The organism is Streptomyces sp. NPDC104831 (assembly GCF_055583025.1).
The window spans coordinates 122,222-144,238 of record NZ_JBVJOT010000014.1 but is presented as its reverse complement, the minus strand read 5'-3'; the positions used below and the strand labels follow the sequence as shown (position 1 = coordinate 144,238).

The 22,017-nt window shown below is 75.0% G+C and carries 14 protein-coding genes and 4 pseudogenes; 10 read left to right on the top strand and 8 right to left on the bottom strand.

The window, feature by feature from the left end:
• From rsgA to ACZ63H_RS12895, 4 genes are all read right to left on the bottom strand, one after another.
• On the bottom strand, nt 1-774 hold a 774-nt coding region (gene rsgA / locus ACZ63H_RS12910), incomplete at its 3' end, for a GTPase RsgA (RefSeq protein ID WP_469864236.1).
• Between the two features lie 237 nt (nt 775-1,011).
• Nucleotides 1,012-2,610 (bottom strand): cellulose binding domain-containing protein, encoded by a 1,599-nt coding sequence (locus ACZ63H_RS12905; protein ID WP_469864234.1) that lies wholly within the window; start codon nt 2,608-2,610, stop codon nt 1,012-1,014.
• A 118-nt stretch (nt 2,611-2,728) separates the two neighbouring features.
• Nucleotides 2,729-4,087 carry a radical SAM protein gene (locus tag ACZ63H_RS12900; protein WP_469864232.1) on the bottom strand — a complete coding sequence of 453 codons (1,359 nt, stop codon included), beginning with the start codon at nt 4,085-4,087 and terminating at the stop codon, nt 2,729-2,731.
• Nucleotides 4,088-4,230: 143 nt separating this feature from the next.
• Nucleotides 4,231-5,238 (bottom strand): hydroxyacid dehydrogenase, encoded by a 1,008-nt coding sequence (locus ACZ63H_RS12895; RefSeq protein ID WP_469864231.1) that lies wholly within the window; start codon nt 5,236-5,238, stop codon nt 4,231-4,233.
• Between the two features lie 102 nt (nt 5,239-5,340).
• Here ACZ63H_RS12895 and ACZ63H_RS12890 point away from each other — a divergent pair, with 102 nt between their 5' ends.
• The 8 genes and pseudogenes from ACZ63H_RS12890 (at nt 5,341) to ACZ63H_RS12855 (ending at nt 14,704) form a co-directional block, all read left to right on the top strand.
• On the top strand, nt 5,341-6,594 hold the full coding sequence (locus tag ACZ63H_RS12890) for an FAD-binding protein (RefSeq protein WP_469864229.1): 1,254 nt from the start codon (nt 5,341-5,343) through the stop codon (nt 6,592-6,594).
• Nucleotides 6,595-6,730: 136 nt separating this feature from the next.
• Entirely contained in the window at nt 6,731-7,972 is a 1,242-nt protein-coding gene (locus ACZ63H_RS12885) for an ROK family transcriptional regulator (RefSeq protein WP_469864227.1), read from the top strand.
• A gap of 305 nt (nt 7,973-8,277) precedes the next feature.
• Nucleotides 8,278-8,511, top strand: a pseudogene (locus ACZ63H_RS12880) (sugar ABC transporter substrate-binding protein); the annotation flags it as partial.
• A 5-nt stretch (nt 8,512-8,516) separates the two neighbouring features.
• Nucleotides 8,517-9,107, top strand: a pseudogene (locus ACZ63H_RS12875) (carbohydrate ABC transporter permease); the annotation flags it as partial.
• A gap of 12 nt (nt 9,108-9,119) precedes the next feature.
• A complete protein-coding gene (locus ACZ63H_RS12870) occupies nt 9,120-11,996 on the top strand; it encodes a glycoside hydrolase family 2 TIM barrel-domain containing protein (protein WP_469864225.1) in 2,877 nt (958 codons plus the stop codon).
• 40 nt (nt 11,997-12,036) lie between these two features.
• Complete coding sequence (locus tag ACZ63H_RS12865; protein ID WP_469864223.1) at nt 12,037-13,353, top strand: jacalin-like lectin; 1,317 nt, start codon at nt 12,037-12,039, stop codon at nt 13,351-13,353.
• 57 nt (nt 13,354-13,410) lie between these two features.
• Nucleotides 13,411-13,995: a TetR/AcrR family transcriptional regulator gene (locus tag ACZ63H_RS12860; protein WP_469864221.1), complete on the top strand. Its 585-nt coding sequence runs from the start codon at nt 13,411-13,413 to the stop codon at nt 13,993-13,995.
• On the top strand, nt 13,988-14,704 hold the full coding sequence (locus tag ACZ63H_RS12855) for an alpha/beta fold hydrolase (protein ID WP_469864219.1): 717 nt from the start codon (nt 13,988-13,990) through the stop codon (nt 14,702-14,704). The genes ACZ63H_RS12860 and ACZ63H_RS12855 overlap by 8 nt, the downstream gene beginning before the upstream one ends.
• 82 nt (nt 14,705-14,786) lie before the next feature.
• Here the strand turns inward: ACZ63H_RS12855 and ACZ63H_RS12850 are convergent, their stop codons facing one another.
• Together ACZ63H_RS12850 and ACZ63H_RS12845 are read right to left on the bottom strand one after the other, a co-directional pair.
• Entirely contained in the window at nt 14,787-16,490 is a 1,704-nt protein-coding gene (locus ACZ63H_RS12850; protein WP_469864242.1) for a DUF2264 domain-containing protein, read from the bottom strand.
• Between the two features lie 70 nt (nt 16,491-16,560).
• Nucleotides 16,561-17,082: pseudogene (locus ACZ63H_RS12845) on the bottom strand (SGNH/GDSL hydrolase family protein); the annotation flags it as partial.
• A 4-nt stretch (nt 17,083-17,086) separates the two neighbouring features.
• Here ACZ63H_RS12845 and ACZ63H_RS12840 point away from each other — a divergent pair.
• Nucleotides 17,087-17,818 (top strand): annotated as a pseudogene (locus ACZ63H_RS12840) (polysaccharide lyase family protein); the annotation flags it as partial.
• 105 nt (nt 17,819-17,923) lie between these two features.
• Here the strand turns inward: ACZ63H_RS12840 and ACZ63H_RS12835 are convergent.
• A complete protein-coding gene (locus ACZ63H_RS12835) occupies nt 17,924-19,033 on the bottom strand; it encodes a glycoside hydrolase family 43 protein (RefSeq protein ID WP_469864217.1) in 1,110 nt (369 codons plus the stop codon).
• 147 nt (nt 19,034-19,180) lie between these two features.
• Here ACZ63H_RS12835 and mmuM point away from each other — a divergent pair, with 147 nt between their 5' ends.
• Nucleotides 19,181-20,107, top strand: a complete 927-nt coding sequence (mmuM, locus tag ACZ63H_RS12830) for a homocysteine S-methyltransferase (protein WP_469864215.1) — start codon at nt 19,181-19,183, stop codon at nt 20,105-20,107.
• 252 nt (nt 20,108-20,359) lie between these two features.
• Here mmuM and ACZ63H_RS12825 read toward each other — a convergent pair whose 3' ends face one another.
• The gene (locus tag ACZ63H_RS12825) at nt 20,360-21,928 is read right to left on the bottom strand and encodes a carboxylesterase/lipase family protein (RefSeq protein WP_469864213.1); all 1,569 of its coding nucleotides are present in this window, start codon (nt 21,926-21,928) and stop codon (nt 20,360-20,362) included.
• Nucleotides 21,929-22,017 lie beyond the last annotated feature (89 nt).

Genomic DNA, 22,017 nt, shown 5'->3' with positions numbered 1-22,017 from the left:
ACCCTTCCCCCCCAACCCGCCCTTCTTCCGCTCGACCGGTTGGTGGGTTTTCGTGGGTCCCCTCCCTTTCCCTTCGACTCCCCGGGCGCCCCCCCCGCCCCCCCCCCCCCCCCCGACGAGCGCGTTGGCGAGGGTGGACTTGCCGGCGCCGGACTGGCCGAGCAGCACGCTCGTACCGGAGCCGACGAGCGCCACGAGCACGTCGAGCCCGTCGCCGTGCAGGGCGCTGACGGTGAGCACGGGCACGCCGGGCGCGCTGGTCTCCACGTCCTGCACGAGGTGGCCGAGGGTGGCCGGGTCGGGCACGAGGTCGGCCTTGGTGAGGACGACGACGGGCTGGGCCCCGGACTCCCAGGCGAGGGCGAGGAACCGTTCGACGCGGCCGAGGTCGAGCTCCACGGCGAGGGAGACGGCGACGACGGCGTGGTCGACGTTGGCGGCGAGGATCTGGCCCTCGGACCGCTTGGAGGAGGTGGAGCGGACGAAGGCGGTGCGGCGGGGCAGATAGGCGCGCACGTAGCGCGGGTCGCCCTCGGGATCGACGGCGACCCAGTCCCCGGTGCACACGACCTTCATCGGGTCGCGGGGCACGACGTACTCGGTGTCGGCGCGGATGGTGCCGGCCGCGGTGACGACGTCGCACTGGCCCCGGTCGACCCGCACGACCCGGCCGGGCAGCAGCCCGCCGGCCGCGAACGGGGCGAACGCGTCGGCCCAGTCCTCGTCCCAGCCGTAGGGAGCGAGGGCGGAGAACACAGCAGAGGTGGAAGACAACGGGAGAGACCCTTCACAAGGGTGGCCCCGGGCACACGCGCACGCTGCGCGGTGGGTTCAGCCGGCGGCCACGGAGGTGGACTTGAGGAGTTCCTGGATGAGGGCAGCGCCCGGCACAGTGACAGCCATTGGTCGACACCTCCTCGTTCTCTCTCGCGCGTTCGCACGCCGCCTCGGCGTGTGGGGCAACTGTAGCCCGCGGGCGGGGCGGTGCGTCAAAGCATTTTCGCCGGGTCCTCAACTCACGGCGCAGGACGCCCCGTCGAGCCGGAAGTCGGACGGGACGCCGTTCTGTTGCCGCCAGGTGCCGAGGAAGCCGAAGGACAGGGTGGAGCGGGGCGGGGCCGTTCCCGCGTAGTCGGCGGCGGTGGCGGTGACCCGGGTGCCGTCCTGGTGGGCGGTGGCGTTCCAGGTCTGGCCGATGCGCTGGCCGTCGGGGAAGGTCCAGGAGAGCCGGCGGGCGGTGGGGGCCCGTTCGGTGGTGACGGTGACCGTGGCCTGGAAGCCGCCGGGCCACTGGCCGTCCAGGTGGTAGACGACCCGGCAGCCGGCGGACGGGGTGGAGGTGCCGGCCCGGCGGGAGGCGGCGGAGGTGCCGCCGGGCCCGGGGTCCGGCGTCCCGTCGGCGCCCGGCTTCCCGGCGGCGGCCGGCTTCCCGGCGGCGGTCGCCTCCCCGTCGGCGGCCGGTTTCTCTGCGGGGGACGGTTTCCCCGCGGCGGACGGTTTCCCTTCGGCGGACGGTGCCGCGTCGGTGGACGGTGTCCCGGTCGGGGCGGGCGGGGCGGTGGGGGTGGCGCCCCCGGCGGGGTGGGTGGCGGTGCGGGAGGCGTCCGGGGCGGTGGCCGGGGGGCGGGCGTCGCGGGCCGCGGTGTCCTCGTGCACGGCGGTGGTGTCCTCGGGGAGCACCGTGCCGTCGCCGGAGCCGCCGAACCGTGTCAGTGACGCCCCGAGCGCCAGCGCCGACAGCACGACGGCGGTCAGCAGGAGCCCGCCGCGCGGCACCCGGCGGCCGGGGGGCGCGTCGGCGGCGTCCGGGTCGGGGCCGGCCGCGCCGAGGCGGATCTCGGCGGCGCGGCGGCGGCGTTCCAGATAGGCGGCGCCGCCCCAGCCGACGACCTGGCCGGCCAGCGCGGCGGGCAGTCCGCCGCCGTGCGGGCGCAGACAGGCGGCGGTCTCGGCGCACCGCGCGCAGGCGGCGAGGTGCCGGGAGAGGCCGGCGGGGGTCTCGACGGCCGGGGAGCCGGTGACCGCCTCCAGCAGGCGGGCGTGGCCGCGGCAGGGCGCGGCCGGCGGCGAGTCGAGGTGGGCGCGGCGGCAGTGGTCCCGGAACAGGGCGCGGGCCCGGTCGAGCGCACCGGCGGCGCCGGCCGGGTCCAGGCCGAGCCGGCGGGCCACGGTGGGGAGCGGGAGCGCCTCGGCCTCGGCCAGCCACAGCAGCTCCGCGTCCGCCCGGGGGAGGTCCCTGAGGGCGCGCAGGGCGATCGGGCGGCCCCGTGGCGGCCCGGCGAACCGGGCGGCGTCCTCGGAGCGGAGCCACAGCCTCAGGCCGGCGTCGAGCCGGTGCCCCCGGCCGTCGGCCTCCCAGGCCGCGGCGGTGTCGCGCACGGCGGTGAGCAGCGCCGGGATCGGCGGCAGCCCCGGGGCGCGGCGGCCCGGGGCTCGCACGGCGCCGCCGGCGCGGACCTCGCGCAGACCGGCGGTGAACGCCTCGGTGGCCAGCTGGTGGGCCGTCGGCGAGCCGGCGGTGCACAGGTCCGCGTAGGAGAGCACCACGTCCCAGTACTCCGAGAACGACGCGGCCTCGGTGTCGCTCCGGGGGGTCGGCAGGTCGGACATGGGACTCCCGCATCCACGAACGAGGTCAACTCTCCGGAGGGGGAAGGGGGAGTTGCGGAAAACCTCGCGGCGGGCACAGAGCCTTTCACGTCTTCGACACGGCTGACAAACGGGCTGCTCACATACGGTCACCCACGGTGGCGGCCGTCGCGCCCCCGGCCGGCTCCACCGGCTCGCCGGCGGGCAGGCTGTCCATGAAGGAGCTGACGGAGAACACGGCGCGGCCGGGTCCGGGCGGGCCGTAGCCGGGCGGGGAGGACAGGCCGAAGTCGTCCATGGTCCGCCGGTAGGCCTCCAGCAGCCGGATGTGGTACTCCAGCGGCGCGCCCTGCGGGTTGGCCTTGCCGAGCGGGGTGGTGGGCTCCGGGCACCAGGTGGTGAAGCGGGGCGTGATGCCGTGCGACATGAAGAAGCGCAGGCCCTCGGTGGTGGAGGCGATGGCCTCGTCGACGGTGGTGAAGCCGAACGGCTCGGCCATCTCCACGCCCGCCACGAAGTTCGGGATCACGTTGCGCGCGCCGAACACCTCGGCGGAGTCCAGGATCCGGCGGTGCCACTCGTCCCGGCCGACGTAGCGCTCCTTGCCGGGGCAGTACAGCTCGAACAGCCGGCGGTCCCACACCTCGAAGTTGGGGTGGTAGATCTGCACGCCGTAGTCCTTGAACCGCTGGACGTCCGCCTTGGGCAGCGCCTGGGCGACGACCTTGCCGATCCAGCGGCCCGGGAAGCGCTCCTCGATGGCCTTGGCGTAGTGGCCGTAGAAGTCGGCCTCGTCGCGGCCCGCCACCTTGGAGGTGATCGCGCCGCCGGTGAGGGTGTAGGCGGTGGACGCCTTCTGGGTGTCGTACCGGTCGATGATCTCCAGGGCCTCCAGGACCTCCTCGACGTCCTTCACCCCGGTGTAGGGCCGGCCGGCCGCCTTGTGCTGGCGCCAGTTGTGGTTGATGTCGCAGTACTGGCACTCCTCCTTGGCGCCGAAGTACTGGCAGACCCGGAAGACGGTCAGATAGATGAGGTAGCCCCACTGGATGGTCGGGGCGACCTCCATCACGGACTTCCCGTTGGAGAGGGTGTGCCGGTAGTACTCGGGCATCGGCGGCACGCCGACGTCGGCGATGCGCCGGCCGTCGAGGTAGAGCCCGAGCAGTCCCTCCTCGTCGGCGGCGACCCGGTACGGGGAGGTGGGGTTCACCCGTACGGAGACGACCGTGCGCCGCAGGTCGTACGGCCCGCCGGTGAGGATGATCTCCTCCGGGGGGCGGCGCAGCGCGGCCTCGCCCAGCTCGGGCAGGGTGCCGTGGTCGAAGGAGAAGATGAAGTAGGACTTCGGCTTGACGTCCCCGTCCTCGTTGTCGCTCAGGGCGGACTTGTCGAAGGCGACCCCGCCCCGGAGCAGGTCCTCTTTGAAGACGGCCTCCCGGGGGACGTGCGGGAACCGCTCCATCAGATCCTCGACCAGCGCGGTACGACTGCCCATTCGTCTTTCTCCTCCCGGTTCAGGCGTACGGCTCACACCGTATGCCCCCGTCCCGGGCGCGGCGGTGCCGGGTCCCCCGCCCGGCGCGTGACGCGGTCCGGCGCGGGGGCGCCCCGGTCCCCGGTGGGCGGCGGTGCCGGGTGTCAGGCCGTCCGTTCCAGCAGCGCGTGGTCGACGGCGTGCCGCAGGGGCTCGCCGCGGGACAGCCGCTCCGCCTCCTGGACCACCGTCCGGCCGAGGCGGGCCACCTCGTTGCCCAGCGAGCCCGCCAGGTGCGGGGTGACGAAGGCGTTCGGCAGGTCGTACAGCGGGGAGCCGGCGGGCAGCGGCTCGGGGTCGGTCACGTCCAGCACGGCGCTCAGGCGCCCCGAGCGCAGGTGCGCGACCAGCGCCTCGTGGTCGACCAGGGCGCCGCGCGCGGTGTTGATCAGCACGGCCCCGTCGCGCATCAGGCCGAGTTCGCGGGCCCCGATCAGCCTGCGGGTCTCGGGGGTCTGCGGGGCGTGCAGGCTGACGATGTCGCTGGTGCGCAGCAGGTCGTCCAGCGGCCGCAGCGCCACGCCGAGCCGGGCGGCCTGTGCCGTGTCCACGTACGGGTCGGCGAGCGTGACCGAGAGGTCGTGCGGGCGCAGCAGCTCGATCAGGCGGCGGCCGACCCGGGAGGCGCCGACGACGCCGACGCGGCGGCCGTGGTTGCCGACGCCGGGGAGGACGCCGTCGTGGGGGACGGCGCGCCGGGCGCGCATCGCGTCGCGGAGGGCGAAGACGTCCTTGCCGGCGAGCAGGATCATGGCCAGGGTGTATTCGGCGACGGGCAGGGCGTTGGCCTCGGCGGCCGAGGAGACGGCGATGCCCCGCCGCCACACCTCGGCCGTGGTGAAGCCCTTCACCGAGCCGGCCGCGTGCAGCACGGCGCGCAGGCGCGGTGCCGCGTCCAGGACGGCCGCCTCCAGGCGGGGGCAGCCCCAGCCGGTGACGAGGATCTCGGTCCGGGCGAGGGCCTGCCGCACCCGGGGGGCGGTGAAGTCCTCCGCCACCAGGGCGGGGTCGATGTCCACGCACGCCCGCAGCCGCCGCAGCAGCTCCGGCGGGAACACCGCCGGCACGTTCCGGGCCGTCATGGCGAACAGGGCGTACGGCCGCTCGGTCAAGGAAGGGGCCTCCCGGCTCGGTGACGCGCGGACAGCAACCGTTCTCTACGGTAGGTCCCGGCCGATGAGAGGGTCAACGGATCACCAGGTGAGGGAGTCAGGATGACGGACGGGACGGAGACGGTCACCAACTGGGCGCGCAGCGTCTCCTACACGGTCAAGGAGTTCCACCGCCCGGACACGATCGAGGCGCTGCGGTCGGTGGTGGCCGGCAGCGCGAGGGTGCGGGTCCTGGGCAGCGGGCACTCCTTCAACCGGATCGCCGACCCCGGCGAGGAAGGGGTGCTGGTGTCGATCGCCGGGCTGGAGCCGGTGATCGACGTGGACACCGCGGCCCGTACGGTCCGGGTCGCCGGCGGTGTCCGGTACGCGGAACTCGCCCGGGCGGTCCACGCGCGGGGGCTGGCCCTGCCCAACCTGGCCTCGCTACCGCACATCTCGGTGGCGGGCTCGGTGGCGACCGGCACCCACGGCTCGGGGATGCGCAACGGTCCGCTCGCGGTGGCCGTACGGGAGGTGGAACTGCTCACCGCAGACGGCTCGACGGTGTCGATAGGCCGCGGGGACCCCCGGTTCGACGGGGCCGTGACCTCGCTCGGCGCCCTCGGCGTGGTCACCGCGCTCACCCTGGACCTGGAGCCGGCCTACGAGGTCGAGCAGTACGTGTTCACCGACCTGCCGCTGGAGGGGCTCGACTTCGAGGCCGTGGCGGGGTCGGCGTACAGCGTGAGCCTGTTCACCGACTGGCGGCGGCCGGGCTTCGGGCAGGTGTGGGTCAAGCGCCGGACCGATCAGCCGGCGGTGGACTTCCCGTGGGCCGAGCCGGCGGGGCGGGCGCTGCATCCGGTGCCGGGGATGCCCGCGGTCAACTGCACGCTCCAGTCCGGGGTGCCGGGGCCCTGGCACGAGCGGCTGCCGCACTTCCGGGCCGAGTTCACGCCGAGCAGCGGCGAGGAGATCCAGTCGGAGTACCTGCTGCCGCGCGCGGCGGCGGTGGACGCGCTGCACGCGGTCGACGCCGTCCGGGAGACGGTCGCCGGGGTGCTCCAGATCTGCGAGGTGCGCACCGTCGCCGCCGACGCGCAGTGGCTCAGCCCGGCGCACGCCCGGGACTCGGTCGCGCTGCACTTCACCTGGGTGCGCGACGAGACGGCGGTGCTGCCGGTGGTGCGCCGGCTGGAGGAGGCGCTGGCCCCGTTCGACCCGCGCCCGCACTGGGGGAAGGTGTTCGGCGTCCCGGCGGCGGACCTGCGCGAGCGGTACGCGCGGCTCGGCGACTTCCGCGCGCTGGCCCGTGCGCTGGACCCGGCGGGCACGTTCACCAACGCGTTCGTGCGCGAGCTGCTCGCGGAGTGATCCGCCCCGCCGGGGAGGACTTCTTCCAGCCCCTTTTCTAACCCCTTGTCGAACGAACTCGCAGCCCATAGCCTGACGCCCGCGCCGGTGCCCGCGCCGCCCCGGCCCGGGCCGGACGCCGACGGGGGGCAGCCGCGTGAAGCGCACGTCGCGCGACATCCGCACCGCGAACCGCTACGAGGTGCTGCGCGAGATCATCGCCGGGTCCCCCACCTCCCGGCAGGAGCTGGCCGCGGCCACCGGGCTCAGCCTCGCCACGGTCGCCACCCTCGTCGGCGAGCTGCTGGACCTCCGGATGATCACCGAGGTGGGGTTCGAGGACTCGGCCGGGGGCCGGCCCCGGGGGCTGGTCGCCGTCAACGCGTCGGGCGGTGCGCTGATCGGCGTGGACGTCGCGGAGACGTACGTCCACGCCGAGCTGTTCGACCTGGCGCTGAACGTGCTGGCCCGGGCCGAGGAGGAGACGCGGCCCGGGGAGAGCCGGCCCGGGCAGGTGGTCGGGCAGGTCGCCGCCGCCGTCGGCTCGGTGCTCGCCCAGGCCGGTGTCGAGCCGGCCCGGGTGCTCGGCGTCGGGGTGAGCGTGCCGGGGCAGGTGGACCGGGACACCGGGGTCGCCGAGTACGCCCCCAACTGGGACTGGCACGACGTGCCGTTGCTCGATCTGCTCGCCGAGCACATCGCCTACCCCCTCCACCTGGACAATCCGCTGCGCGCCTGCGCGGTGGCCGAGCTGTGGTTCGGGGCGGCGCGGGGCCGCGGGGACGCCGTGGTGGTCAACCTCGGCACCGGCGTCGGCGCCGGGCTCGTGCTCGGCGGCGGGCTGCACCGGGGGGTGAGCAACAGCGCCGGCGAGTGGGGGCACACCACGCTCGTGCTGGACGGCCGGCTGTGCCACTGCGGCAACCGCGGCTGTGTGGAGACGTACGTCGGCGCGCCCGGCATCATGCGGAATCTGCGCGAACTCAGCCCGGACTCCGCGCTGTTGCGCGCCGATGACCAGACGGCGACCATCGACGCGCTGGCCCGCGCGGCGGCCGGGCGGGACCCGGTGGCGCTCCAGGTGGTCCGGGACACGGCCCGTTACCTCGGCGCGGGCATCGCCGACCTGATCAACCTGCTCAATCCCGAAGTGGTGGTGCTCAGCAGCTGGGTGGCCGCCCGGCTGGGCGAACCGCTGCTCGACGAGGTCCGGCAGGCGGTCGCCCGGCACGCGTTGCGCCGGCCGCTGGCCGCCACCGGGATCGTCCTCTCCCCGATCCCCACCGACCCGGTGTCCCTCGGCGCGGCCACGTTCGCGCTGGAGGGGGCGCTGCGACCGGCCGGGCAGCGGGCGGTGCGGCGCACCCGCGCGGCCGGCCGCACGGCACCGCGGGCGTGACGCGGCCGGGAAGCCGCACGGAACCGTCCGCGTGACGCCGCCGGGGAGCGCCGGCCACCCTTCCCTTCCCGCGCCCTCCTGTCGTGGCCGGGGACCGTCCGCGGCCCCTCGGAACCCGGCGCCCAACTCCCCCGTGCGGTGCGGCCGTTCGCGGTGCCGAACGGAGGGCAACAACTCGCGCGGACTTCGTCCGACCCCTTGCCGAAGGATTGGGCGAAGGTTAGCGTCCCGCACCACGCCCCCGTCGGCCCCCGGCCGCCGGGCGTGCGAGCCGCAGCCGCCCCCGACCGGACAAGGACGTCAGCATGTCGGCACAGAGCAGCACCTGGGACCGCCGATCGATATCCCGGGCCGCCGCGGGCCTGGCCGCCGCCGGTGCGCTTGCCGCCTGCGGCGGCAACAACGGCCGCGGCGGCGGCTCGGGTTCGGGCGAGCGCCTGGTCCAGTACTTCCACGCCTACGGCGAGCCGGGCACCGAGCAGGCGGTCAAGCGCCACGCGGCGGCGTACTCCGAGGCGGACGTGACCACGCAGTGGATCATCGCCTGCACACGGCCGGCACGCTGGTCGTGTGCTCGCCGGCCGGCTACGCCCTCGCCCGCATCCCCTACCGGCACGCGGAGAAGGTCTTCCGCGCCGTCCTGGTGACCCTGATGGTCCCGGCCGCCGTCACCTTCGTGCCGAGTTTCGTGCTGGTGTCGTCGCTCGGCTGGGTGGACAGCTACCGGGGTCTGATCGTCCCGGGGCTCTTCAGCGGTTTCACCTGCTTCCTGTTCCGGCAGTACTTCCTCGGGTTCCCCAAGGAGCTGGAGGAGGCGGCGCGCGTGGACGGGCTCGGGTACTGGGGCGCGCACCGGCGTGTCGTCGTGCCGAACTCGCTGAACTTCTTCGCGGCGATCGCCACGATCACCTTCACAGGCGGCTGGAACGCCTTCCTGTGGCCACTGGTCATCGGCCAGGACCCGAGCGCCTGGACGGTCCAGGTCGCGCTGTCGTCGTACATGACCAACCAGACCGTCAACTACCACCTGATCTTCATGGCGACCGCCATATCGATCCTGCCCCTGCTGTTCGTGTTCCTCTTCCTCCAGCGCTGGCTGGTGCAGGGGATCGCGCAGACCGGCATCAAGGGCTGAGCGAGGAGAACCATGTCCGTGACCACGACCACCGAGTACGTCGAGGACGTCTCGCCGGGTTCCGGGGCGCTGCCGCCCCGCGCCTGGTACGCGTCCTCCGACGCCCCGTCCCTCTCCCTCGACGGCACCTGGCGCTTCCGGCTGTCGGACACGGCCGACGCCGAGGACGACTCCTTCGCCGGGGACGGGTACGACGCCCGTGACTGGGCGCGGATCCAGGTGCCCGGCCACTGGGTGCTCCAGGGCCATGGCTCCCCGGTCTACACCAACCACCTCTATCCGTTCCCTGTCGACCCGCCCCGGGTGCCGACCGAGAACCCGACCGGCGACCACCTGCGCGTCTTCGACCTGCCCGACGGCTGGCCGGCGGACGGCGGCGCGGTGCTGCGCTTCGACGGTGTGGAGTCCTGTGCCCGCGTCTGGCTGAACGGCACGGACATCGGTACGTTCAAGGGCTCCCGGCTGCCGCACGAGTTCGCGGTCGGGCACCTGCTCAGGCCCGCCGGGAACGTGCTGGCCGTCCGGGTGCACCAGTGGTCGGCGGGCTCGTACCTGGAGGACCAGGACCAGTGGTGGCTGCCGGGCGTCTTCCGCGGGGTGACCCTGCTGCACCGCCCGGCGGACTGCGTCCTCGACTTCTTCGTGCACGCCTCCTACGACCACACCACCGGCGCGGGCACACTGCGGGTCGACTCCGACGTGGACGGCCGGGTCACCGTGCCGGAGCTGGGCATCGACGCGCCCACCGGGGAGCCGGTGACGGTGCCGGTCGAGCCGTGGTCGGCGGAGGCGCCCCGGCTGTACGAGGGGGCGCTGACCACCGGGGGCGAGCGGGTGCCGCTGCGCATCGGCTTCCGCACGGTGGCGGTGACCGACGGGCTGATCAAGGTCAACGGGAAGGCGGTGCTGTTCAAGGGCGTCAACCGGCACGAGTGGCACCCGGAGCGGGGGCGGGCGCTGGACCTCGCGACCATGCGCGAGGACGTGCTGCTGATGAAGCGGCACAACGTCAACGCCGTCCGCACCGCCCACTACCCCCCGCACCCGGCCTTCCTCGACCTGTGCGACGAACTCGGGCTGTGGGTGATCGACGAGTGCGACCTGGAGACCCACGGCTTCACCGAGCAGGGCTGGCGGGGCAACCCCGTGGACGACGACCGCTGGACGCCGGCCCTGCTGGACCGGGCGGCCCGGATGGTGGAGCGGGACAAGAACCACCCCTCGGTCGTCGTCTGGTCGCTGGGCAACGAGGCGGGCACCGGGCGGGGCCTGACCGCGATGGCCGAGTGGATCCGCCACCGCGACGCCTCCCGGCCGCTGCACTACGAGGGCGACGCCAACTGCCGTGACACGGACGTGTACTCGCGGATGTACGCGAGCCACGCCGAGGTGGAGCGGATCGGCCGGGGCCTGGACGGCGGGCCGCCGCACCGTCGCGAACTGCCGTTCATCCTCTGCGAGTACGCCCACGCCATGGGCAACGGTCCCGGCGGGCTCGCCGACTACCAGTGGTTGTTCGAGGCCCACGACCGGCTCCAGGGCGGCTTCGTCTGGGAGTGGATCGACCACGGCATCGCCCACCCCGCGCTGGGGTACGCCTACGGCGGCGACTTCGGCGAGGAGCTGCACGACGGCAACTTCGTCTGCGACGGCCTGCTGTTCCCCGACCGGTGGCCCTCCCCCGGGCTGGCCGAGTACAAGAAGGTGATCGAGCCCGTCGCCCTCACGGCCGACGGCGCGCAGGGCACGGTCCGGATCACCAACAAGTACGACTTCGCGGACCTGTCGGCGCTGTCGTTCTCCTGGTCGTACGAGGTCGAGGGCGAGCCGGTGGACTCCGGGGCGCTGCCGGTGCCCGCGCTGGCCCCGGGCGAGTCGGCCGAGGTCGGGCTGCCCGCCGTCCCGGCCGGGGCGCCGCCGGGCGAGGCGCTGTGGACCGTGCGGGCGCGGCTCGCCACCGGCACCGCCTGGGCGCCGGCGGGCCATGTCGTCGCCTGGGGCCAGGTCCCGGTGGCATGGCGCCGGGTGCCGTCCGTCGCGGCGAGCGCCCGGCCGGTGCCCGGTGACGGGGTGATCACGCTGGGCCCGGCCGTGTTCGACGCCCGGACCGGGGCGTTGCGGGCGATCGGCGGGGTGCCGGTGACGGGGCTGCGGCTGGACGTGTGGCGGGCCACCACCGACAACGACGACGGCGCCGCCTGGCAGAGCGATCCGCGCTACGGACTGCTGTGGCGGAAGCTGGGCCTGCACCGGATGCGGCACCGCCTGGACGCGGTGCGGGCGGACGAGGACGCCCTGACGGTCCGTACCCGGGTGGCGCCGGCCGCCCGGGAGGAGGGGCTCGCGACGGTGTACCGGTGGACGTCGGACGGCGACCGGCTGCGGCTGACGGTGTCCGTCGGCCCGCAGGGCGACTGGACCGTGCCGCTGCCCCGCCTCGGCATCCGCTTCGGGCTGCGGGCCGCCGACCGGGTGCGGTGGTACGGCGGCGGCCCGGGCGAGGCGTACCCGGACACCCGGGCGGCGGCGCTGACCGGCCGCTGGGAGGCGGCCGTGGACGACCTCCAGACGCCGTACGTCCGCCCGCAGGAGAACGGCGCCCGGATCGACGTGCGCTGGGCGGAGCTGGGCGGCCTGCGGATCGAGGGCGACCCGGTGTTCCAGCTCACCGCCCGCCGCTGGACCACCGAGCAGCTGGACGCCGCCGCGCACCGCACCGATCTGGTGCCCGGGGACACGGTCTGGGTGAACCTCGACCACGGGCAGCACGGCATCGGCTCCCAGTCCTGCGGCCCGGCCCCGCTGCCCCGCTACCACCTGCGGGCCGAACCGGCGGAGTTCTCCTTCGTCTTCTCCCCGACCGGCAGGTTTTCTCCAACCACCCTTTGAAACCGGCGGTGTCGGCGTGACCATGGGTCGCATGCGACCCATGGGACGACTCCTCGGCACCCTCGCCGCCGGCCTGCTGACCGCCTCCGCGCTGTCCGCCTCCGCCGGCACGGCACGGGCCGCCGACTCGGGGACCTTCAGTGTCCTGACGTACAACGTGGCCGGACTGCCCGAGGGCCTCAGCTCCGGGCATCCGGCCGTCAACACCCCGCTGATCTCACCCCGGCTGGCGGACTACGGCATCGTCAACGTCCAGGAGGACTTCAACTACCACGCGGCGCTCTACGCCGGCGACCAGCACCCCCACCGCACGGCGACCAGCGGCGGCGCGGGCATCGGCGACGGCCTCAACACCCTGTCCGCCTACCCGCTCCAGGACTTCGAGCGGGTGCGGTGGAACGACTGCACCGGCACCGACTGCCTGACCCCCAAGGGCTTCACGCTGGCCCGGGTGCGGCTCGCCGAGGGCGTCTACGTCGACCTGTACAACGTGCACACCAACGCCGACGACAGCGCCGCGGCACTGGCCGCCCGGCGGGCCAACATCGCGCAGCTGTCGGCCTTCGTCCGGGACAACTCGGCCGGCAACGCGGTGATCGTGATGGGCGACACCAACACCCGCTACACCCGCGCCGGCGACACCATCCGCGCCCTCGTCGACGACAACGGCCTGACCGACGCCTGGGTCCGGCTGGTCAAGGGCGGCACGGCCCCCGCGCAGGGCGCCGATCCGCTGCTGTGCCCGGCGTCCGCGCCGCCCGACGACTGCGAGGTGGTCGACAAGGTGCTCTACCGCGGCGGTCCGCTGCTGTCCCTGACCGCCACGCGCTACCACGACGAGTGGGCGGGGTTCCTGGACGCGTCCGGCGGCAACCTCTCCGACCACTTCCCGCACACCGTCGACTTCTCCTACACGCTCGCCCCGGGGCTCCGGGCGAGCGACTTCACCGGCGGTCCGCACGGCACGGCCTTCAACGACGCCGACGACCTGCCGGCCGCGCCCGCCCCGCGCACCCTCACCCTGCGCGGCTCCGCCCGCCTGGACGCCGTGTCCCTCACCCACGACGGCGGCGCGGTCCTCGGGCACGGCGGCACGGGCGGCGCGCCCGTCTCGCTCACCCTCGCCGCCGGGGAACACCTCACCTCGGTCCGGCTCACCGAGGGCCGCAAGGACGGCCGTACCCGGGTCTTCTCGGCCGCCTTCACCACCGACCGGGGCCGGACGCTCTCGGCGGGCACCGCGACCGCCGACGGCAGCACCCTCACCGCCCCGGCCGGCTGGCAGATCGTCGGCTTCACCGGCCGCTCCGGCGACGAGGTCGACAAGCTGGGGGTGCTGTACGCGCCGATCACCTGACGCACCGCTTTCCTAGATGCCCTAGGCTGTGCCCTTGGAACTCAAGGGAGGTGGCCCATGGCCCGGGCGGGACTCACCGTCGAGCGACTGGTGGCGGCCGCGGCGGAGCTGGCGGACGAGGCCGGGTTCGACAGGCTCAGCGTCTCGGCGCTGGCCCGCCGCTTCGGCGTCAAGGACGCGAGCCTGTACTCGCACGTGCGCAATCTCCAGGACCTGCGCACCCGGCTCGCGCTGTACGCGGGCGGCGAGCTGATCGACCGGATCGCGGCGGCCGTGGCCGGCCGGGCGGGCAAGGAGGCGCTGACGGCGTTCGCCGGCGCCTACCGGGACTACGCCCTGGCGCATCCCGGCCGGTACGCGGCCACCCAGATCCGGATCGACCAGGCCCTGATCGCGGACTCCGCCGCGCTGCGCCGCACCGCCGAGATCACCTACGGCGTGCTGCGCGGCTACGGCCTCGCGGAACCGGACCTGACGGACGCGGTGCGCCTGCTGCGCAGCACCTTCCACGGCTACTGCGTCCTGGAGGGCGCGGGCGGCTTCGGCGCGGACCGGGACGTACGGGCCTCCTGGGACAAGGCGGTCGACGCCCTGCACCTGGCCCTCACCCACTGGCCCCGGGAGGGGAAGAGCGATGACTGACACGCCGTACCACGACATCACGGGCCGGGGGCCGGTGCTGCTGCTCCTGCCGGGCGGCGCCGGGCACCCGATGGGCCTCGGGCCGCTCGCCGAGCGCCTGGCCGCGCGGTTCACCGTGGTCACGTACGACCCGCTGGGCCTCGCGCACGGCCGGCTCGGGCGGCCGGCCGGCGAACAGCGGGTCGCGGACTGGAGCGAGGGCGCGCGGCGGGTGCTGGACGCGGTCGCGCCGGCGGGCGGACCGGCGTACGTGTTCGGCACCAGCTCGGGCGGCATCGCGGCCCTGGACCTGCTGGCCCGTCACCCCGGGCGGGTGGCGCACGCGGTCGCGCACGAACCGCCGTGCGTGACCGTCCTGCCGGACGGGGACGCCCGGCGGGCGGAGCTGATCGAGCAGTTGGAGGGGGCCGGACGGCCGCCCGCCGAGGGCCCGTCGGCGACCCCGATGGGCGTCTTCCTGGCCCGTGTCCTGCGCCCCTTCACCTCGTACGTGCCCGCCGCCGCCCCGCCCCCGGGCCGGCTCACGCTCGCCGTCGGCGCCGACTCGCGCGGTCAGCTCCTGCACCGCACGGCCGAGGCCCTCGCCGAGCGGCTGGGCAGCGCCCTCGCCGAGTTCCCGGGCGGGCATCTCGGCACGCTGGAACACCCGGTGGAGTTCGCGGACCGGCTCGCCGGGACGCTGCGCCCGGACGCCCGGACGCCGGCGTAGGAGGGGCTCGTCCCGCCCGGGTCACAAGGCCGTCCGGGGCCCCGGACGGACCGGTGCGCGCCGCCCCGTGCGCTTCCCCGGCTCACCGGGGCGCCACTGACCACCCCGTGTCCCCGTCCGCGAAGCGGAAGGCGGCGGTCCGGCCGCCGGGCCGGTCCACCCGTACCTCCCGGTCGTCCTCCCGCACCGTCACGGACACCAGTTCGGTGAGCGGCCGGGGTTCCGTCTCCCCGGTGAGCCGGGCGAGCGCCACAAGGAGCGTGGGGCCGCCGTCCGCCCGGACGGTCCCGGTCAGCTCCGCGGACAGGCCGTGCACCGGGACGAGTTCGGCGCTCACCCCGTCCCCGTCCGGCCAGCCCGTCACCCGGACCGGGGTGCCGGGGGCCGCGCCCGCCACCAGGTGGGCCCGCACCTCTACGGCCCCGCGCACCACCACCAGGCTGGTGACGGTGGTCCCGCCGCGCACGGTGTGCCGGGAGGCGATCCAGCCCTCGCCGGTGCCGAGCGGCTCGATGCCCGTACGCCCCGGATCGCCGCCGACGATCACGCTGTTGTCGTACGACGCGTCGGGCGCGGTGGCGGTGGAGTAGGCGAGCCGGGTGTAGCAGGGGTCGTACCGGACGTCCTCGCTGCCGTGGTTGTGCAGCCGGACCACGCCGTCCGCGGCGGTGGACTGGAGCAGCCAGTGGGGGGCGGGCAGCGGGTGGGCCGCGTCGGCGCGTTCGGCGGGGGCCGCCTCCTCCGGTGCCGTCCACACCTCGTGCCCGGGCGGCAGCAGCAGGCCGAGGAAGCCCTTGCTCGCCCAGTACGGCGAGGCGGGGCCGGAGTAGCTCTGCACGAGCGAGGTGCCGGGAGCGAGCCAGCCGAGCGGGAGCAGGCCGCGCGCGTCGACCGCGCCGCCGTCGAGGAAGTACCGCAGGGCCCCCGAGGCCAGGCGCCGGGTCAGGCCCGGGGGCAGCGGGGTGTGCCCGGTCAGCGCGCCCAGCCAGAGCGGGGCGGTGGTGGCGAACCGGTAGGTGAGGGACCGGCCCTGGCGCATTGGGGCACCGTCGCCGCCGAACAGACGGGCGTAGTCGGCGAGATGGCGGCGGAGCCGGTGGCCGTAGCGGGCGAGCAGGTCGGTGTCGCCCGCGAGCCAGGCGTGCAGGACCGGGTACAGGTGCATGGCCCAGCCGTTGTAGTAGTCGAACTTCCGGCCGTCGCCGTCGGTGTACCAGCCGTCGCCCACGTACCAGGTCTCGATCCGCTCCAGGCCCCGGTCGATCGCGGCGCGTGCCGCCTCCTGCCGGTGGCCGATCTCCGCGAGGAAGCCGCCGACGGTGACCGGGAACAGCTCCCAGTTGCACGGCCAGGGCACGGCGGTGAGCGCGTCGGCCAGCCAGTCGGCGGTGCGCCGGCGCACGGCGTCGGCCAGCCGGTCCCACAGCAGCGGCCTGGTCAGCCGCAGGGCGAGCGCGATCGAGGCGGCCTCCACCAGCGGCTGGCTCCGGTCGGTGATCCGGGGCCAGACCCCGCCCGGACCGGCGGCGAGGCCGTCGGCGTACCGGCCGAGGGCGGTCTCGTCGCGGCGGAACGCGGCCAGCAGCAGGGTGCGGGCGTAGCCCTCCAGGCCGTCGGAGAGGCGGCCGGAGTGGCTCACGTGGTCGCCGGGGAGGTGGTAGAGGGCGCGGTCGGGGGTCGCGTACGGCTCGACGGCGGCGAGGAGGCCGTCGGCGGCGGCCTCCCAGTGGGCGCGGGTGTAGCCGGTGTACGGGCTGGACTCGCGGTCGTCGGCGGGAAGTTCGATCACGGCGGTGGCTGTCCTTCCTCGGCTGGAACCCGGGACGCCCCGGTTCCGGTCGGGGCGCCCCGGGAGTTCATTCCCTCCGTACCCTGCCCGCGGGGACCAGGTGGCGGGCGAGCAGTTCGTCGCGGACCAGGCCCGCGAAGACGGTGGCGCCGTACTCGGAGGTGTGCGTGTTGTCGCGCTTCTCGTTGTACAGGTAGAGCGCCTTGGAGCCCTCCGGGCCGAGGGACCCACCAGTTGCCTGGTCCTCGCCGTGAGGTCGATCAGCGCGACGCCCTCGGCGGCGGCGACCGAGCGGATGACGGCCGGGTGGTCGACGCATGGGCCGTTGACGAGCAGGGCGGTGTCGTTGTCCAGGGTGCCGTCGGCGTTGAACCAGCGGCGCACGACGGGCGTGAAGGACGAGGTCGCCGGGGCGGATCAGCGGCTGGACGGCGGCCCACAGCCGCGCGTCCCGGAGGTAGGTGACCGTGCTCTCGCCGGAGTCGGCGTGGTCGGCGACGGACAGACCCCTGCGCAGGTACCGCGGGAGCTGCTGGCCCCAGCCGGAGTAGGGGGCGGCGGACTGGTCGCAGACCGTGGAGTCGCCGACGCCCGAGCGCTACGGCCTCCAGGGCCCGTACGTCATCGCGTTCACCGACGGCGGGGCCCCCTCCCCCGCCCTGTACCACGGCGCGCTCACCACCCCGTGGGCCGACGCCCTGGGCATCGCCGGCCACGTACCGGACAGCGGCCGGGGCCGCGTCGCCGGGGTCGGCATCGCCGGGCGGGACCCGGCGTACCCGTACACCGTGGGGCCGGCCAACTCCGCGGCGCAGTACTGGGGCCCGGCCCGCGCCTCGGACGGGTACTTCTCCATCCCCCGGGTCCTGCCGGGCACGGACACGCTGACCGTCCACAAGGGCGAACCGGCCGTCCTCGAAGGCCAGGTGACCGTCGCCGCGGGCGCGACGACCACGCTCGCCGTCCCCTCGTCCGGCGACCCGTCCCGCGCGAGCGCGATCTGGCGGATCGGCGACTGGGACGGCACCCCGGCGGGGTTCGAGAACGCGGACCTGATGACGTACGCCCACCCCTGCGACATCCGGGCCGCGCCCTGGACCGGGAACGTGGTGGTCGGCAGCGGCACGGAGCCGGGCACCCGGTCCCTGACGGTGGGCTCCTACCGGGGCGACAACCACACCTTCGCCTACAGCGTCCCGGCCGGTGCCTGGCGCACGGACACCGGCCAGTACAACGTGCTGAGGATCGACGTGGTGAGCGGCTCGGGGACGACGGGCTACCTCAGTGCCGGTACGGCCGTCGACGCCATCGACCTGCTCGACTGATCACCCGTCAGGTGCCGCGCGTCCCCCGCTGGTCCGCCAGGCCGGCGCACGCGTAGGTGACGAGCGCGGCTCAGTCCGCGGTGGACCCGCCGGAGGCGTCCACCGTCAGGGACCGGGTGGCACGGTGTCGGCCACGGGGACACCGAAGTCCGGCGTGCCGTCCGGCTTCCAGCCGAGCGTCTGGATCCGGGTGTGCCGGTTGGGGTCGTGCAGCGGGTCGCCGGTGATCTCCTTGTACTGCCGGGCGTGGTAGACGAGGACGTCGGTACGGCCGTCCTCGGCGACGGTGAAGCAGCTGTGGCCGGGACCGTACTGCCCCGTGGCGTCGTTGCCGGTGAACACCGGGACGGGCGACTTGGCCCAGCTGCGCGCGTCCAGCAGGTCGCCGTGGGCGTCGGCGGTCAGCAGGCCCATGCAGTAGTGCCAGTCGGTGGCGCTGGCGGAGTAGGTGAGGAAGATCCGGCCGTTGCGCTTGAGGACGTACGGGCCCTCGTTGACCTTGTAGCCGACGCACTCCCAGTCGTACTCGGGCGTGGACAGGCGCACCTGGGGGCCGGTGAGGTTCCACGGGCCGGCCATCTCCGAGATCCACAGGGCCGTGTTGTTGTCCATGCCGGGCTCGTGCTGGGCCCAGACCAGGTAGCGGGTGCCACGGTGCTGGAAGGTGGTGGCGTCCAGCGAGAAGGTCTCCCAGGCCGTCTTGATCTGCCCCCGTTCCACCCACGTCCCCTTGAAGGGGTCGGCGTGGGCGTTCTCCAGCACCCAGATGCGGATGGCCCACACGTCCTCGGCGGGGGCCGAGGCGAAGTAGACGTACCACTTGCCGCCGATCCGGTGCAGCTCGGGCGCCCAGATGTGGGCGGCCATCGGGCCGGTCGCGTGGGCCCGCCAGATCACGGACTCGGCGGCGGTGGACAGCCCGTTCAAGGTGCGGGAGCGGCGCAGGACGATGCGGTCGTACTCGGGGACGGTGGCCGTGAAGTAGTACGTGCCGTCGGGGTGGCGGGTGATGTGCGGGTCGGCGCGCCGGCGGACGAGGGGGTTCGCGTACGGGGCCGGCCCCGCCTTCCCCGGGTGCGGCTCCGGCCCGGCCGCCCGCGCGGGGGCCGCCTGGGCGAGGCCGGGGGTGACGGCCAGGGCGCCGGCGGCGAGCGCGGCGCCCTTGAGCACCGCCCTGCGGCCGGGAGAGTCGGGCAGGTCGTGATCGCGGCTCATGCGGACTGCCTCTCGATTGTTCGATATTACGTACAGCATCTGTGATTACGAACGCCGAAAAGGTAAGGGCGGCCCACGGGAGGGTCAATGGGGCGGACGCGTGGACTCCCCGTCCGGTCCTCCTCCGGTTCGACTAGCGTCGTGACCATGACCAGCGACACCTCCCCCAGCCTCGCCGACGCCCTCGCCTCCGGGACGGTCGTGCTCGACGGCGGCATGTCCAACCAACTGGAGGCGGCCGGGCACGACCTGAGCGACGAGCTGTGGTCGGCACGGCTGCTCGCCGAGCGGCCCGAGGCGGTCACCGAGGCGCACCTCGCCTACTTCCGCGCGGGGGCGAGCGTGGCGATCACGGCCAGCTACCAGGCCACCTTCGAGGGCTTCGGCAAGCGCGGCACAGACCGCGCGGAGGCGGCGCGGCTGCTCGCGCTCAGCGTGGACCTGGCCCGTACGGCGGCCCTGCGCGCGGCGGACACGGGCATCCGGCGCCCGCTGTGGGTGGCGGCCTCGGTCGGGCCGTACGGGGCGATGCTCGCGGACGGCTCCGAGTACCGGGGCCGCTACGGGCTGAGCGTGGCCGAGCTGGAGCGGTTCCACCGGCCCCGGATCGAGACGCTGGCCGCCGCCGCGCCGGACGTGCTGGCACTGGAGACCGTGCCGGACGCCGACGAGGCCGCCGCGCTGCTGCGGGCGGTACGGGGGCTCGGGGTGCCGGCCTGGCTGTCGTACACGGTCGACGGGACGCGCACCCGGGCCGGCCAGCCCCTGGCGGAGGCGTTCGCCCTCGCCGCCGACGCGGAGGAGGTGATCGCGGTCGGCGTGAACTGCTGCGCGCCCGGGGACGTGGAGGCCGCCGTGGAGATCGCGGCGCGCGTCACCGGCAAGCCGGTCGTGGTCTACCCCAACAGCGGCGAGGGCTGGGACGCCGGGGAGCGCGCCTGGCGGGGCGGTACGACGTTCGGCGCGGACCGGGTCACGGCGTGGCGGGAGGCGGGCGCTCGGCTGGTCGGCGGGTGCTGCCGGGTGGGTCCGCGGAGCATCGGGGAGATCGCGCGGGCACTGGACGCGGCCTGAGCGCCCTGCCCTCGGGGGGAGCGCCGGTCGGCGTGCGGCCGGGAACGGGCGCCCTCGGCGGCGCCCCCTGGTCGAACAACGACACCGGGCGCCGATGACGTTACGTGCCCGATTCCGTACCGTGTGTATCCGTCCGGCCTCCTCGAAAGCTCCGGCCGCCCGGACCCTCCCACCGGGCGGCCGGCTCGTTGCGGGCGCCGGACCGGGGCCTCGTCACAGGTCCGGGCCCGGCGCGGGGCGGCGCGGCGGCGGTCAGTGGCGCAGGGCGCCCACCGAGCGGCGGAGCCGGCGCATCGCGGAGGCGAGTTCGGCGCCGGGGGCGCGCGGGACGGAGTGCCGTGGGGGCCCGGTGCCGGCGGACGCGGCGGTCCACAGGACGATGTCCGCGTCCCGTGGGCCGTGGGCGACGCGCGGCCCGCCGTCGTCGAAGATCCGCACCGGGTGCGTGGCGTCCCAGGCCGCCCAGCCGGGGTCCCCGGTCGTCACGAACCGCACCCAGGCGGTGTGCATCGCGTCGCACAGTTCCCGCGGCGCGCCCTCACCGGCCAGCTTCCTCGACTCGGGCACGTCCCCGGTGTCGAAGACGAACCCCAGCTCCAGGGCGTGGCAGGCGCCGAGGCCGGGCAGCCGGGACGGCCACGCGAACTCGTACAGGTGGCTGGCGGCGGGCCGGGCGTCGGCGAGCCGGTGCAGCGGCACCCGCAGCAGGTGGTCGGTGACCATCTGGCCGACGATCTCGGCGGTCCCCGCGCCGGGGTGCAGCAGCCGGTAGCCGCGCGGGATGTCGGGACCGGCGTGGCAGCGGGCCATGGCCCCGGCCAGGGCGACCGCGCCGAGCCGGTCGACGCGCTCCAGCAGCCCGCCGGGCGCCAGCCACAGCCGGTACTCGTCCCGCGTCCAGCCCATGAGGAGTTCGACGCCCGGGGCGGCGCCGCCGTCGGTCAGCGCCTTCAGCGGGTCCCGGGGCACGAGGTCGCCGTCGACGACGATGCCGAACGCGGGGCCGCCCAGCACCGGGCTGCCGAGCCGGCCGACCTCGGCCTGGGTGCGCAGCAGCAGATCACGGTCGACGGCGGCGAACGCCTCGGCGGTGGCGGGGATCCTCAGCCGGGCGGCCATCCGGCGCACCATCCGCCGTACCCTGTCGCGGTCCGACACCTCGGGCGGTCCGCTCTGCAGCACCGCCCGCCGGATCAGGCCCCGCGTCCGCGGCGCGGCGAGCAGGACGCCGGTGCTGATGGCGCCGGCCGACTGCCCGCACAGGGTGATGCGGTCCGGGTCGCCGCCGAAGGCCGCGATGGTCTCGTACACCCAGCACAGGGCGGCGAACTGGTCGCGCAGTCCGGGGTTCGGCGGCGCGTCCGGGAACAGGCCGTAGCCCTCCACGCCGAGCCGGTAGTTGACCGAGACGCAGACGACCCCGTCGCGCGCGAAGGTGCCGCCGTCGTAGACCGGCACCGCCGAGGACCCCCTGGTCAGCGCGCCGCCGTGCAGCCAGACCAGCACCGGCAGCCGGGCACCGGGGCCCGGCTCGGGGGTCCATACGTTGAGGTTGAGGCAGTCGTCGCCGGGGATGTCGGGGTCGGACAGGTACGGGGCGAACGCCTCCGAGTACGGCGGTTTCGGCGCGGTCGGCCCGAAGGCGCCGGCGTCCCGGAGGCCGTCCCAGGGCTCGGGCGGCCGGGGCGGGCGGAACCGCAGCGGTCCGAAGGGCGGGGCGGCGTAGGGGATGCCCCGGAAGACCGCGATGCCCCGCTCGTACCGGCCGCGTACGGCCCCGTAGGGGGTCGGGACCACGGGCCCCGTCCGGTCTGCCGCCATGGCCGCCAGCCCTTCGCCGCGCGTGCGCACCGCTCACCGGTGCGGACACCGTTCACATCAGAGCGCCACCCGGCCCGGGCGTATTCCCG